The sequence below is a fragment of the Streptomyces sp. NPDC002825 genome (assembly GCF_040295385.1).
GTDB lineage: Bacteria > Actinomycetota > Actinomycetes > Streptomycetales > Streptomycetaceae > Streptomyces.
Map to the genome: position 1 here is coordinate 29,653 of NZ_JBEOVH010000030.1, position 14,289 is coordinate 43,941.

The window sequence follows — 14,289 nt, forward strand, 5'->3', positions numbered from 1 at the left end:
AGGTACTCAGAAGGCCGAGACCCCTGTCAGCGCCCGGCCGATGATGAGCTTCTGGATCTGGCTGGTGCCCTCGTACAGGGTCATGACGCGGGCGTCGCGGACCAGCTTCCCGACCGGGTACTCGTCGATGTAGCCGTAGCCGCCGAAGACCTGGAGGGCGTTGTTCGCGGCGCGGACGGCGGCCTCGGAGGCGAACAGCTTGGCCTGGGAGGCGGCGGTGGCGAACTCCTGGCCGCGGTCGACGAGGTCGGCGACCCGCCAGGTGAGCAGCCGGGCGGCGTCCACGTCGACGGCGATGTCGCTGAGGAGCTCCTGGACCAGCTGGTACGAGGCGATGGGCTTTCCGAACTGCTCGCGCTCCCCCGCGTACCGCACGGCGGCGTCGAGGGCGGCCTGGGCGATCCCGACGCAGCCGGCGGCGACCGACATGCGCCCCTTGGCGAGGGCGGACATGGCGACGGCGAAGCCCTTGCCCTCGGGGCCGAGCAGGGCGGCGGCGGGGACGCGGACGTCCTCGAGGACCAGTTCGGCGGTGGCCTGACCGCGCAGCCCGAGCTTGCCGTGGACGGGGCGGCGGGTGAGGCCGGGGGTGTCGGTGGGGACGAGGAAGGCCGAGACGCCCTTGTGGCCGGGGGTGTCGTTCGTGCGGGCGAAGAGCAGGACGACGTCGGCCCAGGTGCCGTTGGTGATGAACATCTTGCTGCCGTTGACGACGTACGCGTCGCCGTCCCGCACGGCGCGGGTGGCCAGGTTCCCCGCGTCGGAGCCGGTGCCGGGCTCGGTCAGCCCGAAGCAGCCGAGCGCCTCGCCGGCCGCGAGCCGGGGCAGCCACTCCCGCTTCTGCTCCTCGCTGCCCCAGGAGGCGATGGTCTTGGCGACCAGGCCGAGGGAGACGGAGACGATGCCGCGCACGGAGGAGTCCCCGCGCCCCAGCTCCTCGGTGACGAGGCAGTACGCGAGGTGGTCGCCGCCGGACCCGCCGTACTCCTCCGGGATGGTGAGCCCGAGGAAGCCGACGGCGCCGAGCTTCTCGACGATGCCCCGGTCGACCTCCTCGGCGCGGTCCCACGCGGTCGCGTGCGGGGTGACCTCGCGTGCCACGAAGTCCTCGGCGAGCCGCCGTACGGCCTCCTGCTCCTCGCTCAGTTCCAGATTCATGCGGTGCCACCCCACTCGGCCATTTAATTACCACTGCTAGTTTTCTGTGCGCGGGCCTACTATGTGCGCCATGGCCCGACCGCGCAAGCCCCTGCTCAGCCGAGAACGCATCGTCGAGACGGCGAGCGCGCTCGTGGACGCGGAAGGGCTCGCCGCGCTCTCCACCCGGCGGCTCGCCGCGGAACTCGGGGTGAGCGGACCCTCGCTCTACAACCACTTCCGGACGAAGGACGAGATCCTCGACGCGGTCGCGGACGCGGTGAGCGCGAAGATCGACCTGTCGATGTTCGCGGAGGACGACGGCCGGGACTGGCGGACCGCGCTGCACGACTGGGCCGTCTCCTACCGCGCCGCCCTCGCCGACCACCCGCACATCGTCCCGGTCCTCGCCCAGGGGCCCGGCCGCCGCCCGGCGGGCCTGAAGGTCGCCGACGCGGTCTTCGGCGCGATGGTCCGCGCGGGCTGGCCGCCGGCCCAGGCGACCTCCATCGGCGCGCTGATGCGGTACTTCGTCACCGGCTCCGCCCTCGGCTCCTTCGCGCGCGGCTTCGTCGACGACGAGACGGCCTACGACCCGGCCGACTACCCCCACCTCGGCCAGGCCCACCTCCTCGCGGAACACCGCCAGAAGGTCGACGAGGGCGCCTTCGAGACGGGCCTGCGGGCGCTGCTCGACGGGCTGCGGCTCCAGTACGAGGCGACCCCCGCGAGGACTGCTCACAGTTCGGCCGGCGCCGAAGCGTGAGTGGGGCAGGCTTGCCGTATGGCAGCCAGTGATCTCGCCGCGCTCGCGGCGCTCTTCGCGGACGAGAGCCGCGCCGCTTTCCTGCTCGCCCTGCTCGACGGGCGGGCCTGGACCGCCGGGGAGCTCGCCCGGCACGCCGGGGTGGCGCCCTCCACCGCCAGCGAGCACCTCGGCAAGCTCGTCGCGGGCGGGGTGCTCGCCGAGGAACGGCAGGGCAGACACCGGTACGTACGCCTCGCGGACCCCGGGATCGCGCACCTCGTCGAGGACCTGGCCGCCCGCTCCGAGCCCGAGGTGCCCGTGCCGCCGCGCTCGCTGCGGGCCGCGAGCGCGGGGCAGGCGATGGCGCGCGGCCGGACCTGCTACGACCACCTCGCGGGACGGCTCGGCATCGCGATCACCGAGGCGATGACGGAGCGCGGACTGCTCCGCCAGGACACCGGGTTCGCGCTCACGGACGGGGGCCTCGCCTGGTTCGACGAGCAGGGCATCGCCCTCGTACGGAAGGGGCGGCGGCCCGTCGCGCGCGGCTGCCTCGACTGGACGGAGCGCCGCCCGCACCTCGCGGGGATCGCGGGCGCCGCGCTGTGCCGGCACGCGCTCGACGCCGGGTGGTGCGTACGGATCGGGTCGGAGCGGGCGGTGAAGGTGACGGCGGAGGGCGAGACGGCCCTCGCGGCGGGGCTCGGCATCGCGGCGGCGGCGCTGCGGTAAGGGTTTTTCGGGGAATGCCCCGGCATTCTTTGGCGTCCTGCGGTGGAAGTCCCTGACTCGTCCCCGTCCCCACCCCGCGATATTGCGGTGAGCGCCGAAGGGTTCGCGCCCTACGGTCGGGGCATGCAGAAGCAATCCTCCCGGCTCGCGCTCGCCGCCGCCGGTGTCACCGTCGTCCTGTGGGCCTCCGCCTTCGTCTCCATCCGCAGCGCCGGGGCGGCCTACTCCCCCGGCGCGCTCGCGCTCGGCCGGCTGCTCGCCGGGTCGCTGGTCCTCGGGGCCGTGCTCCTGGTGCGGCGCGAGGGGCTGCCGCCGCGGGCGGCCTGGCCGGGGATCCTGGTCTCGGGTCTGCTCTGGTTCGGGGTGTACATGGTGGTCCTGAACTGGGGCGAGCAGGAGGTCGACGCGGGCACGGCGGCGATGGTCGTGAACATAGGGCCGGTCCTGATCGCCCTGCTCGGCGCGCGGTTCCTCAAGGAGTCGCTGCCGCCCCGGCTGCTCGCCGGCATGGCGGTCTCCTTCGCGGGGGCGGTGACCGTCGGCCTGTCGATGTCCGGCGGCGGCTCCGGCGGGCACGCCTCGGTGCTCGGGGTGGTCCTCTGCCTGCTCGCGGCGATGGCGTACGCGGGCGGGGTCGTCGCCCAGAAGCCGGCGCTCGCGCACGGCAGCGCGCTCCAGGTGACGGCCTTCGGGTGCCTGGTGGGGGCGGCGGTCTGTCTGCCGTTCGCGGGGCAGCTGGTCGAGGAGGCGGGGCGGGCGCCGCTGTCGGCGACCCTGAACATGGTCTACCTGGGCGTGTTCCCGACGGCGCTCGCGTTCACGACCTGGGCCTACGCCCTGGCCCGTACGACCGCGGGACGGATGGGCGCCACCACGTACGCCGTGCCCGCCCTCGTCGTGATCCTCGCGTGGGTGTTCCTGGGTGAACTGCCGGGCCTGCTCACGCTCGGCGGGGGTGCGCTGTGCCTCGCGGGCGTGGCCGTATCCCGCTCCCGGGCGCGGGCTTCCGTGACCGCCGGAACGGCTGAATCCACCTGACAGGGCATACCCCCGGTTCCGGTCAGTTCGCGGGCGATCCGTGCGGGACGGGCGCCCGCGACCTGGGGGGAAGACGGACGTCAAGCCCCAGTTCCGGCCTGACGAACAAGAAGACACGTTTCGCCGCCCCTCGGCCGGATAGTTTCGAGTCGGTCACAGGCGCGGGCCGGAACAGACCGCTCCGGCCCCTTCTCGCAAGCCCACGGGGGAGCTATGGCGATTCAGCAGCGGGCGGAACGGACGAGACAGGAGATCCTGTCGTCAGCCGCGCGAGTCTTCGACAGAGTGGGCTACGAACGGGCCTCCCTGGCCCGGATCGCCGGAGAGGCCCGGGTGACGACCGGCGCCCTGGTCTTCCACTTCGCGACCAAGTCGGACCTGGCGACCGCGGTGCGCGGGCGGGCCCGCGCGGTCACCCGGGTCACGGTCGAGTCGGCGTGCTTATCCATGGACGGCGTCGGCGGCACCGCCATCGACAAGCTGGTCATCACCACCCATGCGCTCATCCGGCTCTTCGAGACCGACTCCATGGCGCGCGCCGGTGAACGGCTCGCCCGCGAGCTGCAGTCGACGGACCCCGGGCCCGGGCAGGAGTGCCCCTGGCGGCGCGAGGTGGGCCGGCTCGCGCGGTTCGCGGCGGCGGAGAAGGCCCTGCGGCCCGGCGTGGACGCGACGGCCGTCGCGGCGCTGATCGGTTACGTGATCACCGGCGTGGAGCTGGAGATGCGCGTCCCGAGCGCGCCGGCCGACGAGCTCTGGCCCGCGCCCGCCGAGCACAACCCGGCCGGCCCGTACCCCCCGGCCCGCCTGCACCAGCCGGCCGAGGAACGGCTGGGCCGCATCTGGGAGTTGATCCTGCCGGGGCTCGTGCACCCGTCCGCGCAGACGGCCCGGACGACGTCACAGGCGGCCTCGCAGGCGATCTCGACGCCCGCGCCGAAGACGACCTCGAAGGGGCGGTCAGCGACCGCCTCCTGACTCCAGCAGCTGACGGGCGAACGCCGTCAGTGAACGCCCGATGCGCTCGGCCGACAGCCCGAGTTGATGCCGCTGGAACTGGAAGAGCTCGGGCGACAGCGGACTGAGCGCGATGTCGATCAGGGGGTCGGGGTCCTCGACCCCGTGGTCGACCAGCAGCGTCCGGACGTGGACGCGCCAGAAGCCGTAGGCGCCCGTCCGGAACCGCGCGGGGCCGGTCTCCGCCCCCAGGGCCAGCGGCAGATGCCGTTCGAGCAGATCCAGCATCGCGAGGTAGAACGCGGCGAGCCGCTCCCCCGCCGGCGCGCCGGGGCCCAGCGGCGGCGGCCCGTAGATGAGCTGCCCCTGCAGCCGGCGCTCGTGCTCGTCGAGCAGCGCCACGGCGACCGAGGACGGATCGGGGAAGCTCCGGTAGAGCGTGGCGCGGCCCACGCCCGCGGCCTTGGCGATCCGGTCCATGGTGACCGACCGCGGGTCCTGCTCGGCGAAGAGCCGCTCGGCCGCGGTCAGGATCTGGGCACGGTTGCGCTCCGCGTCCGCGCGTCTGCGCGGCGCGACCGGCTGCTCGTCCGCGGCCTGAAGATCACCGAGGAGTCCGCCGACCCGGTGCACGGAGGCGGCTCCCCGACCTCGCTGCTCTTCCTCGCTCATGGATCAGACCTTACTTCCCCCGGGGCTAAGTGGACACCTTGTCCGTTTGCCATCTTCCGTGGCATGCTAAACGGACTCAGTGTCCACTTATCCGCTCGCCATCCCGCCCCAGGGAGATCCAGATGCACACCGCGCTCCTCGCCGCGGCCCTGCTGGTCGGCTGCCTCCTGGCCGTCCAGGCCTCGGTGAACCTCCAGCTCAACTCGGCCGTCGGCACCCCGTACGGCGCCTCCACCATCCAGCTCGGCGTCGCGACCACCCTGCTCGTCGTGCTCGCGGTGGCGGCCGGCGCGCTCGGCGCGCTCGGCAAGCTGCCCGACGTGGAGCCCTGGCAGCTCCTCGGTGGTCTGGCCAGCCCGCTCTACATCACCAGCGGCATCCTGCTGTTCCCACGGCTCGGCGCCCTCGCCGCCGTCGGACTCTTCGTCACCGGCCAGATGTTCGCCTCGCTCGCCCTCGACCTCTTCGGCCTCCTCGGCCTGAAGCAGAAGGACCTGAGCGTCGGCATCGTCCTCGGCGCCCTCGCCGTCCTCGCGGGCATCGTCGTGATCATCCGGGGCATGAAGGCCGCGGCCCCTCCCGGCGCCCCCAAGATGTCGAGCGCCGGCCGCATCGGCTGGCTCGCCCTCGGCATCGTCGCGGGCGGTGTGCTGCCGGTGCAGGGCGCGGTCAACGCCCAGCTGCGCGCCCAGCTCAAGGAGCCCATCACCGTCGCCGTGATCAGCTTCGCCGTGGCGACCTTCACCATCGCCGTCGTCCTGCTCGTGCTCTACGCGACCCGCAAGACCCCGAAGCCCAAGATCGCCCCGCTGAAGAAGATGCCCTGGTGGGGCTGGCTCGGTGGCGCCTGCGCCGCCGCGTACGTCACCGGCACCTTCCTGCTCATCCCCACCATCGGCGCGGCCGTGACCATCGCCCTGACCGTGACCGGCCAGCAGCTGACCTCGGCGCTGATCGACCACAAGGGCCTGTTCAAGCTCCCGCAGCGCTCCCTGACCAAGCCGCGCGCCCTGGGCCTCGCCCTGCTGATCGCCGGCTCCCTGACCATCCAGCTCGTCTGACCGGGGCCGGCGCCTCCCCCGGGCCCCGCCCGGGGGACCCCCCGGCCCGCTCGGTGCCTCATGAAAGGCTGCTCGTGAAGACGTCCTACACCGCCGGGCCGGACATCCACGTCCTCCCCTCGGCCCTGCCCATCCCCGGTCTCGGCGACCAGCCGGTGAACGCCTTCCTCGTACGGTCCGGACAGCCGCTCCTCGTGGACACCGGCATGCCCGTCGACCGTGAGGGCTTCCTGGACTCCCTCTGGTCGCTGATCGACCCGGCCGACCTGCGCTGGGTCGTCGTCACCCACGACGACCGCGACCACACGGGCTCCCTCGCCCGCATCCTGGCGGAGGCGCCGCACGCGAAGGTGCTCGCCAACGCGATATCAGTGACGCGAATATCGGAAGAGTTCAGCATTCCGCAGGATCGGGTGGTGACCGCGAACCCGGGAAGTCGCGTGAAAGTCGGAGATCGCGAGCTGAGTTTTCACCGGCCACCCACCTTCGATTCACCCGGCACCCTCGCCGTGTTCGACCATTCCGATGGCACGCTCTACAGCTCCGACAGCTTCGGCACCGTCGTCGAAGAAATTCGCCAGGACTTCACCGAGCTTTCCGAGGAGGAATTCTTCCACGGCTTCGAGGTACTGAACCGTGCTATCGCCCCGTGGACCGCCCTGGTCGACGAGGCGAAGTTCCTCCGCCCCGTGCACGAGCTGGCCGCCCTGCGCCCCGCGCGGCTGCTCAGCGCGCACGGGCCGACCGTCGAGGAGGCCGCCGTACCCCGTCTCTTCGACGCGATGGCCCGCATCCCGTCCCTGCCCGCCTGGCTGCCCGGCGCCGACCTCGACCTCGAGGCGGCACTGGACGCCCACGAGTCCACCGCCGGCTGAGCACCCTCCGGCCCGCGCCCCCGAACCGAGGAGAACCATGTCCGACCCGACCACCGCCGATCTGACCCCGCCGCGCGGAGTCGTCACCGTCTTCTCCGACATCTGGTGTTCCTTCGCGCACATCGCCATCCACCGGCTGCACACCACCCGGGCCCGCCTCGGCCTGGAGGAGCAGGTCTCCTTCGACCTGCGCGCCTTCCCCCTGGAACTCCTGAACGACGCCCCGAGCCCGCGCCCCGGCACGGACAGCGAGGTCGCCCGGATGGCCAGCCTGGAGCCGGCCGCCGGCTGGCAGCTGTGGCAGGCCAAGGACTGGCTGTACCCCTCGACGACGCTGCCCGCCCTGGAGGCGGTGCTCGCCGCGAAGGAGCAGAGCCTGAACGCCTCCGAGCAGCTCGACCTGGGGCTCCGCCGGGCCTTCTGGGCCGAGTCCCGCTGCATCAGCCACCGCAAGGTGATCCTGGACGTGGCCGCGGAGACGGGCGCCGTCGACGTCGACGCCCTCACCGAGGCGCTGGACGACGGGCGTGCCCGCCGGTCCCTGGCCGACCAGGCGGCGCTGTCGAAGAGCGACCGCGTGAACTGCAGCCCCCACCTGTTCCTGCCCGACGGCTCCGACCACGCCAACCCCGGCATCGACGTGGGCTGGGAGGGCTCGTACGGCATCGGCTGGCCGGTCATCGCCTCGGACGACCCGAAGGTGTACGAGGACATCCTGCTGCGGGCCGCCACCGAATAGTCCGACAAGCCGCCGAAAGCGGCCGCATAAAAGGAACGACGGTCAGGCATTCCTATTCGAGGAATGCCTGGCCGTCGTTCCCTTTTTCCTTCCGCAGAACATCGCGGTGATTATTAATTGCGTGACCCGGCCGTTATTCGCAAGGCCGCTCGAACCTCCTACAGTCGATTGCGCCGCCGGAATTCCGGACGGGTTTCGTATCGACATCAGGAGTTCTTCATGTCGTTGACCGACAAGGCAGACGTCAGCACCTTCGTCGACCTCACGCAGCACGAGATCGAGGCCCTGAAGACCCGGTTCAACCTGGCCGACGCCCACACCCACCAGCGTCAGTCCGCCTCGCAGGAGCGGATCGTCTCGCGGCTTCCCGAGCTCTGGCACGAGTCCGAGTCGAAGCAGCAGGCCCACTTCGAGCGCCAGTTCATCGACGCCTTCTTCCGCCTGCACCAGCAGCCCACCGCCCGGGCGATGGACCGCACGCTCCTTTCGTACTCGGCCAGCGTCTCCACGATGGTGGCCGGCATGTTCCTCAAGCAGCGCGGCATGTCCGTGCAGCTGGTGGAGCCCTGCTTCGACAACCTGGTCGACCTGCTGCGCAACATGCAGGTGCCGCTCGGACCCGTCGACGAGTCGGTGCTGCACGACAAGGACACCATCTACGAGCGCCTGGCCGAGTCGATCGACGCGGACGCGATCTACCTGGTCGACCCCAACAACCCGACCGGGTTCACCCTGCTCGCCGAGAAGCTGGAGGGCTTCGCCGAGGTCGTGCGCTACTGCGTGGACCACGACAAGGTCCTGGTGATGGACTTCTGCTTCGCCTCCTTCGCGCTGTGCGACGAGGGCATCGGCCGCGTCGACATCTACAAGCTCCTGGAGGAGTCCGGCGTCACCTACATGGTCATGGAGGACACCGGCAAGACCTGGCCGATCCAGGACGCCAAGTGCGCCATGATCACCGCCAGCCGGGACATCCAGGAGGAGGTCTACAACCTCCACACCAGCGTCCTCCTGAACGTGTCGCCCTTCGTCCTCAACATGGTCACGCAGTACGTCGAGGACTCCATCGAGGACGGCTTCGCCTCGGTCCGCGACATCATCAGGACCAACGGCGAGGCCGCCCGCGCCGCCCTCAGCGGCACCATCCTGGAGTTCCAGGAGCCGGTCGTCGGCACCAGCGTCGCCTGGTTCCGCATCACGGACGAGAACCTGACCGCCACCCAGCTCCAGGCCGTCCTCTTCGACGAGGAGGTGTACGTCCTGCCCGGCACCTTCTTCTACTGGAACACCAAGGAGAAGGGCGAGCGCTTCGTCCGCCTCGCCCTGGCCCGCGAGCCCGAGGTGTTCGCCGGCGCGATGGAGCGGATGCGGAAGGTGCTCGAGCGCTATGCCGGCTGACGCCGCCCCCGAGGCCGTCGAGCACGCCCCCACGGTGTTCATCGACGCCACCCTCTTCATGGGCATGCACAGCAAGGACGACACCGTCCGCGTCGCCGCCAAGTCCTTCTTCGCGGCCCGGCTCGCCGCCGGGGAGGCCGGCCGGGTCGTCATGAACTGGGAGCAGGTCGGCCGCTGCGACGACCTCGTGTGGGGATACGAGCGGGGCGTCCAGGACGACTACTACCCGTTCATGGACGTCCTCCACACCGACCTGGCCATCGACCGGATCCCGTACGACGAGGCCGACGTCCGGCGCGCCTTCACCGACCCGGCGCTCGACGGACTGCCCGCGCACGAGCGCCTGCTGCTCGCCCAGGTCATCGGCCGAGGGGGCGTGCTGCACACGGCGAGCCCCCGGCTGCTCAAGGCGGCCGACGGTCTGCCCGTCGTCCCGCTCGGCGCCGGCGCGGAGCCCTCGTTCCCCGCGTACCTGGAGGACCTCTACCGGCGCTCGCTGGTGCTGACGGTCGACTCCGACACCCTCTGAACACATTCCGAAGGGCACTCCACTCATGCCTGACACCTACTCCGGGACCGTCGTCCCGCTGATCACCCCCCTCGACGAGCACGGCACCGTCGACGAGCAGAGCGTCGTCCGGCTCCTCGACCACATCCGGGCCGAGGTCACGGGCCTCATGCCGGCCCTGACCTCCGGCGAGGGCTGGAAGCTCGACGCCCGGCAGTGGCAGGACGTCGTCACGTACACCGTCAAGCACGCCGGCGGCCTGCCGGTGCTCGCCGGGATCCAGCTCCCCGACACCGCCTCGGTGGTCGACCGGGCCCGCACGGCCGCCGAGATCGGCGCCGACGCCGTCGTCGTCACCACGCCCTTCGGCGCCGACGTGACGCAGGACCAGATCGTCGAGCACTACCGGGCGATCCGCGCGGCCCTCGACATACCGATCTTCCTCTACAACGAGGAGGCGCTGTCGGGCAATCGCATCGAGTTCGAGACCCTGATCCGGATCTGCAAGGAGATCCCCGGGATCGTCGGCATCAAGGAATCGAGCGGCGACGCCGCCTTCACCCGCCGGATGGCCGAGGCCGGCACCGGCATCCCGGTCTTCGAGGGCTGGGAGAACCTCCTCGTCGACGCCCGTGGCATCCAGGGCTTCATCGGCCCGCTGGCCAACCTCGAACCGGGTCTGTGCAACGCGATGCTCGTCGACCCGACCCCGGACCGCCAGGCCGAGATCAACACCGTCTGCGAGAAGTACGGCGTCTTCAAGGACGACTGGTACCGCTGGGTCAAGAAGGAACTCCACCAGCGCGGCGTGATCAGCTCCCCCACCACCCACGAGGAGGCGAAGGCGGCATGAGCACCACCCCCGCCTCCCCCACCGCCTCCTCCGTCCCGGTGGCCGCGCACTCGATCGCGGCCCCGGCCGCGACCGCCCAGCGCGAACTCCACGCCCTCTACCGGCGGGTGCCCAACCTCGGCGACTACGGCTCGATGACCGCGATCGAGGAGCGGTGGATCCTGCCGAAGGCACGCGCCTACGAGGCCTCCGCGCCGAACTTCGGCTCGGCCGGCGAACTGCTCCAGGCGCTCAAGGAGTTCCTCGCCGAGGAGGAGGCCGCGCTCCCCGAGAGCGCGACCTTCCTCGCCGAACACGCCACGCTCGACCAGTTCAAGGTGATCGTGCGGGAGTTCGCGCTCGACGGGCTCACCGAGTCCGAGTCGCTGCTCCCGGTCGTCCCCCGGCTGCCGTACCGCTCGGCGATGGCGGTCTTCCGGGTCCTCATCGACGAACTCGGCTGCGGCAACGAAGAGCAGGCGCACTCCCAGCTCTACCGGGACCTGCTCACCGAGCTCGGCATGAGCCTGGACCTCGACGACTACCTCGACGACACGTCGCCGGAGTGCTACGCGTACGTCAACATGTTCCACTGGCTGGCGAGCCGGGCTCCGTCCCCGCAGTACTTCCTGGGGGCCTACGCCTACTTCGAGACCAGCGTCCTGTACGCCTTCCAGAGCTTCGCCCGCGCGGCGCGCCGGCTCGGGATCGTCCACGACGCCTACTACACCGAGCACCTGTACATCGACTCGTACCACAGCAACCACATGCGGACGGCGATCCGCGCGCTCGAAGAGCCGGACTTCGCGAAGATCTGGGCGGGTGTGCGGCTGGCCTCCGACATCGTCGGCGAGGCCCAGGAGACGGCGATCGCGCGGGCGCGGGAGACCGTCGCATGACGGCCGTGCCCGCCGGGCGGCGGGGCTCCGGCGAGCCCGTCGTCCGCCAGGTGACCGAGGACCTGGTCCTGGTCGAGGTCGGCGGCCGCAAGGTCCTCGCGGCCGCCGTCTGCCCCCACCGCGGGGGCCGGCTCAAGTACGGCAGGGTCGACGGGGACAGGCTGCGGATCACCTGCCCCCTGCACCACACGACCTTCGACCTGACCAGCGGCGAGCGCACCTCGGGGGCGGCCTGCGCCGCCCTCCGGGTGGTCGACGTGCTGCCCGGGCAGGACGGTCCCGAGGATTTCGCCGGGGGCGCCTCATGACCACCACACCGACCGGGGCGGCGTCCACCGTGACGCCGCCCCGTGCGGCGGTCGACCACGACGGCATCGCGCCGGTGCCGGAGGCCGAGCGCACCTCGACGCCGGGCGACTTCGGCTGGATCTGGCCCTCCGCGCAGTTCTCGTTCGGCACGGTGGTGCTGGGCGCGCTGCCCGTGGTCTTCGGTCTGGGCTGGTGGGCCTCGGCGAGCGCGATCGCGGCCGGCGTCGCGGTCGGGACGGCGCTGCTCGCGCCGCTCGCCCGGTTCGGCGTCCGCACCGGCACCAACGACCCGGTGGCGAGCGGGGCGCACTTCGGCGTGCGGGGCAGGGTCGTCGGCAACCTCATCACGGTGGTGACGGCGCTCGGCTTCTTCGCGATCGCGGTGTGGACGGGCGGCACGGCCGTGATGGTCGCGGGGCACCGGCTGCTGTCCACGCCGACGGGTCCCGGCGCGCTGACCGTCGCGATGTTCGTGACGGCGGCGGCGGTCGCGCTGGTCGCCGTGCGGGGCCACGAGACGCTGGTCCGCACGTACCGGATCACCGCGGTCACCGGCGGGGCGGTCCTGCTCGGCACCGCCCTCGTGCTCGCCCCGCGGTTCGACGCGGGGTACGCCGGTGGGCCCCTCGCCCTCGACAGCACCCTGCACACCTGGCTGCTCGCGGCGACCGCGTCCGCGACCGTGCCCCTGTCGTACGCCACGTTCCAGGGCGACTACACCCGCTACATGCCGGCCACCACCCCCACCGGCCGGGTCGTGCGGGCGAGCGGCATCTCGATGTTCCTCAGCAGTCTCGCGGCGCTGCTCACCGGCGCGTACGTGACGACGCTGTTCCCCGTGCCCGACGAGCCGTGGCTGCAGGGCCTGACGGACGCGGTGCCGGGCTGGTTCGCGGTGGCGGTGGTCGTCTTCGGCTTCGCGGGCACCCTGCCGCAGGCCGGGCTCTGTCTGTACGCGGCCGGGCTCTCCGCCAACTCGGTGTTCTGGCGCTCCTCGCGGGCCGCCGTGACCACCGTGGTCGCGCTGCTCGCGGCGGCCGTGCTGTACCTGGGGGCGGTGGTCTACGACGCCATGGACGCCATGTCGGCCTTCGTGACGCTGCTGCTCACGGTCGTGGCCCCGTGGGCGGCGGTGCTCTCCGTCGGGTACGTGTTCCACCGGGGCCGGTACGACGCGGAGGCGCTGCGGGCGTTCGCCACGGGCGGCGGCGGTCGGTACTGGTACGCGGGCGGGGTCAACCCGAGAGCGGTCGCGGCCTTCGCGGTCGGCTCCGTCGTGGGCGTCCTGTGGGTCAACAACCCGCTGTACACGGGCCCTTTGACGGGTCTCACGGCCGGGGTGGACCTGAGCCTGCCGGCGTCCTTCGTGGTCGCCGCCGTGCTGTACGCGGCGCTGTGCCGGGTCTGGCCCGAGCCGCTGCTTCCGCCGTCACGAGCTTCGAGGTGATGCCATGTCTGTGCCCACGGGTCGGCTGACGGTCCGGTCGGTCGTCGAGGAGGCCGAGGGCGTACGGGGGCTGCTCCTGGCGGATCCCACGGGCGCCGAACTCCCGCCCTGGGAGCCCGGCGCGCACCTGGAGGTGACGCTGCCGTCCGGGACGGTCCGGCACTACTCGCTCTGCGGCGACCCGGCGGACCGCGGCACGTACCGGATCGGGGTGCTGCGCGAACCGGCGGGCCGGGGAGGCTCCGAGGAGCTCCACACCGCGGTCGGCGAGGGCACGGTGCTGGGGGTGCGGGGCCCGCTCAACCGGTTCCCGCTGGTGCCCGCCGAGCGGTATCTCTTCGTCGCGGGCGGCATCGGCATCACCCCGCTGCTTCCGATGGTCCGCTCCCTGCCCACGGGCTCGTGGTCGCTGCTGTACGGCGGGCGCAGCCTGGCCTCCATGGCGTACCGCGAGGAGCTCTCCGCGCTCCCGGGGGTCACGCTCGTCCCGCAGGACACGGAGGGGCTGCCCGACCTGGACGCCGTCCTGGCCGGACAGCCCGCCGGGACGGCCGTGTACTGCTGCGGCCCCGAGGGGCTGCTGCGGGCGGTGCAGGAGCGGTGGGACGGACCGCTGCATGTGGAGCGGTTCGGGGCGGCGGAGGCTGTCGGGGAGTCGCCCGGCGAGGGCGGTTTCGAGGTCGAGCTCCGGCGGACCGGGCGGGTGCTGCGCGTGGAGGCCGGGCGGAGCCTGCTCGACACCGTCCGGGAGGTGGTGCCGGGTGTCGCGTACTCCTGTGAGGAGGGCTGGTGCGGCACCTGTGAGACGAAGGTGATCGCCGGGACGCCCGAGCACCACGACTCCGTCCTCGGCGAGGACGAGAAGGCCTCGGGGACGACGATGATGATCTGCGTGGGGCGCTCGCGCGGCACGCGTCTCGTCCTGGATCTGTGACGT

The 14,289-nt window shown here is 71.9% G+C and carries 16 protein-coding genes; 14 read left to right on the forward strand and 2 right to left on the reverse strand.

Annotated features, from left to right (window positions below; translation table 11 throughout):
- Window positions 1-6: 6 nt before the first annotated feature.
- Complete coding sequence (locus ABT041_RS30380) at window positions 7-1,158, reverse strand: acyl-CoA dehydrogenase family protein (protein WP_351190446.1); 1,152 nt, start codon at window positions 1,156-1,158, stop codon at window positions 7-9.
- A gap of 70 nt (window positions 1,159-1,228) precedes the next feature.
- On the opposite strand from ABT041_RS30380, the gene ABT041_RS30385 reads away from it, so the two are divergent.
- The 4 genes from ABT041_RS30385 (at window position 1,229) to ABT041_RS30400 (ending at window position 4,633) form a co-directional block, all read left to right on the forward strand.
- Window positions 1,229-1,903, forward strand: coding sequence for a TetR/AcrR family transcriptional regulator (locus ABT041_RS30385; protein WP_351190448.1), 675 nt, complete (start codon window positions 1,229-1,231; stop codon window positions 1,901-1,903).
- 18 nt (window positions 1,904-1,921) lie between these two features.
- Window positions 1,922-2,617, forward strand: a complete 696-nt coding sequence (locus tag ABT041_RS30390; RefSeq protein WP_351190450.1) for an ArsR/SmtB family transcription factor — start codon at window positions 1,922-1,924, stop codon at window positions 2,615-2,617.
- Between the two features lie 123 nt (window positions 2,618-2,740).
- Window positions 2,741-3,655: a DMT family transporter gene (locus ABT041_RS30395; protein ID WP_351190452.1), complete on the forward strand. Its 915-nt coding sequence runs from the start codon at window positions 2,741-2,743 to the stop codon at window positions 3,653-3,655.
- A gap of 213 nt (window positions 3,656-3,868) precedes the next feature.
- Entirely contained in the window at window positions 3,869-4,633 is a 765-nt protein-coding gene (locus tag ABT041_RS30400; RefSeq protein WP_351190454.1) for a TetR family transcriptional regulator, read from the forward strand.
- Here ABT041_RS30400 and ABT041_RS30405 read toward each other — a convergent pair.
- Window positions 4,616-5,284, reverse strand: coding sequence for a TetR/AcrR family transcriptional regulator (locus ABT041_RS30405; RefSeq protein ID WP_351190456.1), 669 nt, complete (start codon window positions 5,282-5,284; stop codon window positions 4,616-4,618). The genes ABT041_RS30400 and ABT041_RS30405 overlap by 18 nt on opposite strands.
- A gap of 122 nt (window positions 5,285-5,406) precedes the next feature.
- On the opposite strand from ABT041_RS30405, the gene ABT041_RS30410 reads away from it, so the two are divergent.
- The 10 genes from ABT041_RS30410 (at window position 5,407) to ABT041_RS30455 (ending at window position 14,286) form a co-directional block, all read left to right on the forward strand.
- Entirely contained in the window at window positions 5,407-6,345 is a 939-nt protein-coding gene (locus ABT041_RS30410) for a DMT family transporter (protein WP_030691204.1), read from the forward strand.
- Window positions 6,346-6,419: 74 nt separating this feature from the next.
- Window positions 6,420-7,220 (forward strand): MBL fold metallo-hydrolase, encoded by an 801-nt coding sequence (locus tag ABT041_RS30415; protein WP_351190458.1) that lies wholly within the window; start codon window positions 6,420-6,422, stop codon window positions 7,218-7,220.
- A 37-nt stretch (window positions 7,221-7,257) separates the two neighbouring features.
- Entirely contained in the window at window positions 7,258-7,959 is a 702-nt protein-coding gene (locus ABT041_RS30420; protein WP_351190460.1) for a DsbA family oxidoreductase, read from the forward strand.
- A gap of 219 nt (window positions 7,960-8,178) precedes the next feature.
- Complete coding sequence (locus tag ABT041_RS30425) at window positions 8,179-9,357, forward strand: aminotransferase class I/II-fold pyridoxal phosphate-dependent enzyme (RefSeq protein ID WP_351190462.1); 1,179 nt, start codon at window positions 8,179-8,181, stop codon at window positions 9,355-9,357.
- Complete coding sequence (locus tag ABT041_RS30430; RefSeq protein WP_351190464.1) at window positions 9,347-9,886, forward strand: DUF6190 family protein; 540 nt, start codon at window positions 9,347-9,349, stop codon at window positions 9,884-9,886. The genes ABT041_RS30425 and ABT041_RS30430 overlap by 11 nt, the downstream gene beginning before the upstream one ends.
- A 25-nt stretch (window positions 9,887-9,911) precedes the next feature.
- Window positions 9,912-10,718, forward strand: coding sequence for a dihydrodipicolinate synthase family protein (locus ABT041_RS30435; protein ID WP_351190466.1), 807 nt, complete (start codon window positions 9,912-9,914; stop codon window positions 10,716-10,718).
- Window positions 10,715-11,596 (forward strand): iron-containing redox enzyme family protein, encoded by an 882-nt coding sequence (locus tag ABT041_RS30440; protein ID WP_351190468.1) that lies wholly within the window; start codon window positions 10,715-10,717, stop codon window positions 11,594-11,596. Before ABT041_RS30435 ends, ABT041_RS30440 begins: the two co-directional genes overlap by 4 nt.
- Window positions 11,593-11,904: a Rieske (2Fe-2S) protein gene (locus tag ABT041_RS30445; RefSeq protein ID WP_351190470.1), complete on the forward strand. Its 312-nt coding sequence runs from the start codon at window positions 11,593-11,595 to the stop codon at window positions 11,902-11,904. The genes ABT041_RS30440 and ABT041_RS30445 overlap by 4 nt, the downstream gene beginning before the upstream one ends.
- Window positions 11,901-13,352 (forward strand): purine-cytosine permease family protein, encoded by a 1,452-nt coding sequence (locus ABT041_RS30450; protein WP_351190472.1) that lies wholly within the window; start codon window positions 11,901-11,903, stop codon window positions 13,350-13,352. The genes ABT041_RS30445 and ABT041_RS30450 overlap by 4 nt, the downstream gene beginning before the upstream one ends.
- A 4-nt stretch (window positions 13,353-13,356) precedes the next feature.
- Complete coding sequence (locus ABT041_RS30455; protein WP_351190474.1) at window positions 13,357-14,286, forward strand: PDR/VanB family oxidoreductase; 930 nt, start codon at window positions 13,357-13,359, stop codon at window positions 14,284-14,286.
- The last annotated feature ends 3 nt before the right edge of the window (window positions 14,287-14,289 follow it).

Excerpts from the sequence above, each read along its gene's own strand:
- ABT041_RS30380 (WP_351190446.1), bottom strand. The coding sequence starts at position 1,158 with ATGAATCTGGAACTGAGCGAGGAGCAGGAGGCCGTACGGCGGCTCGCC.
- ABT041_RS30385 (WP_351190448.1), top strand. The coding sequence starts at position 1,229 with ATGGCCCGACCGCGCAAGCCCCTGCTCAGCCGAGAACGCATCGTCGAG.
- ABT041_RS30390 (WP_351190450.1), top strand. The coding sequence starts at position 1,922 with ATGGCAGCCAGTGATCTCGCCGCGCTCGCGGCGCTCTTCGCGGACGAG.
- ABT041_RS30395 (WP_351190452.1), top strand. The coding sequence starts at position 2,741 with ATGCAGAAGCAATCCTCCCGGCTCGCGCTCGCCGCCGCCGGTGTCACC.
- ABT041_RS30400 (WP_351190454.1), top strand. The coding sequence starts at position 3,869 with ATGGCGATTCAGCAGCGGGCGGAACGGACGAGACAGGAGATCCTGTCG.
- ABT041_RS30405 (WP_351190456.1), bottom strand. The coding sequence starts at position 5,284 with ATGAGCGAGGAAGAGCAGCGAGGTCGGGGAGCCGCCTCCGTGCACCGG.
- ABT041_RS30410 (WP_030691204.1), top strand. The coding sequence starts at position 5,407 with ATGCACACCGCGCTCCTCGCCGCGGCCCTGCTGGTCGGCTGCCTCCTG.
- ABT041_RS30420 (WP_351190460.1), top strand. The coding sequence starts at position 7,258 with ATGTCCGACCCGACCACCGCCGATCTGACCCCGCCGCGCGGAGTCGTC.
- ABT041_RS30425 (WP_351190462.1), top strand. The coding sequence starts at position 8,179 with ATGTCGTTGACCGACAAGGCAGACGTCAGCACCTTCGTCGACCTCACG.
- ABT041_RS30430 (WP_351190464.1), top strand. The coding sequence starts at position 9,347 with ATGCCGGCTGACGCCGCCCCCGAGGCCGTCGAGCACGCCCCCACGGTG.
- ABT041_RS30435 (WP_351190466.1), top strand. The coding sequence starts at position 9,912 with ATGCCTGACACCTACTCCGGGACCGTCGTCCCGCTGATCACCCCCCTC.
- ABT041_RS30440 (WP_351190468.1), top strand. The coding sequence starts at position 10,715 with ATGAGCACCACCCCCGCCTCCCCCACCGCCTCCTCCGTCCCGGTGGCC.
- ABT041_RS30445 (WP_351190470.1), top strand. The coding sequence starts at position 11,593 with ATGACGGCCGTGCCCGCCGGGCGGCGGGGCTCCGGCGAGCCCGTCGTC.
- ABT041_RS30450 (WP_351190472.1), top strand. The coding sequence starts at position 11,901 with ATGACCACCACACCGACCGGGGCGGCGTCCACCGTGACGCCGCCCCGT.
- ABT041_RS30455 (WP_351190474.1), top strand. The coding sequence starts at position 13,357 with ATGTCTGTGCCCACGGGTCGGCTGACGGTCCGGTCGGTCGTCGAGGAG.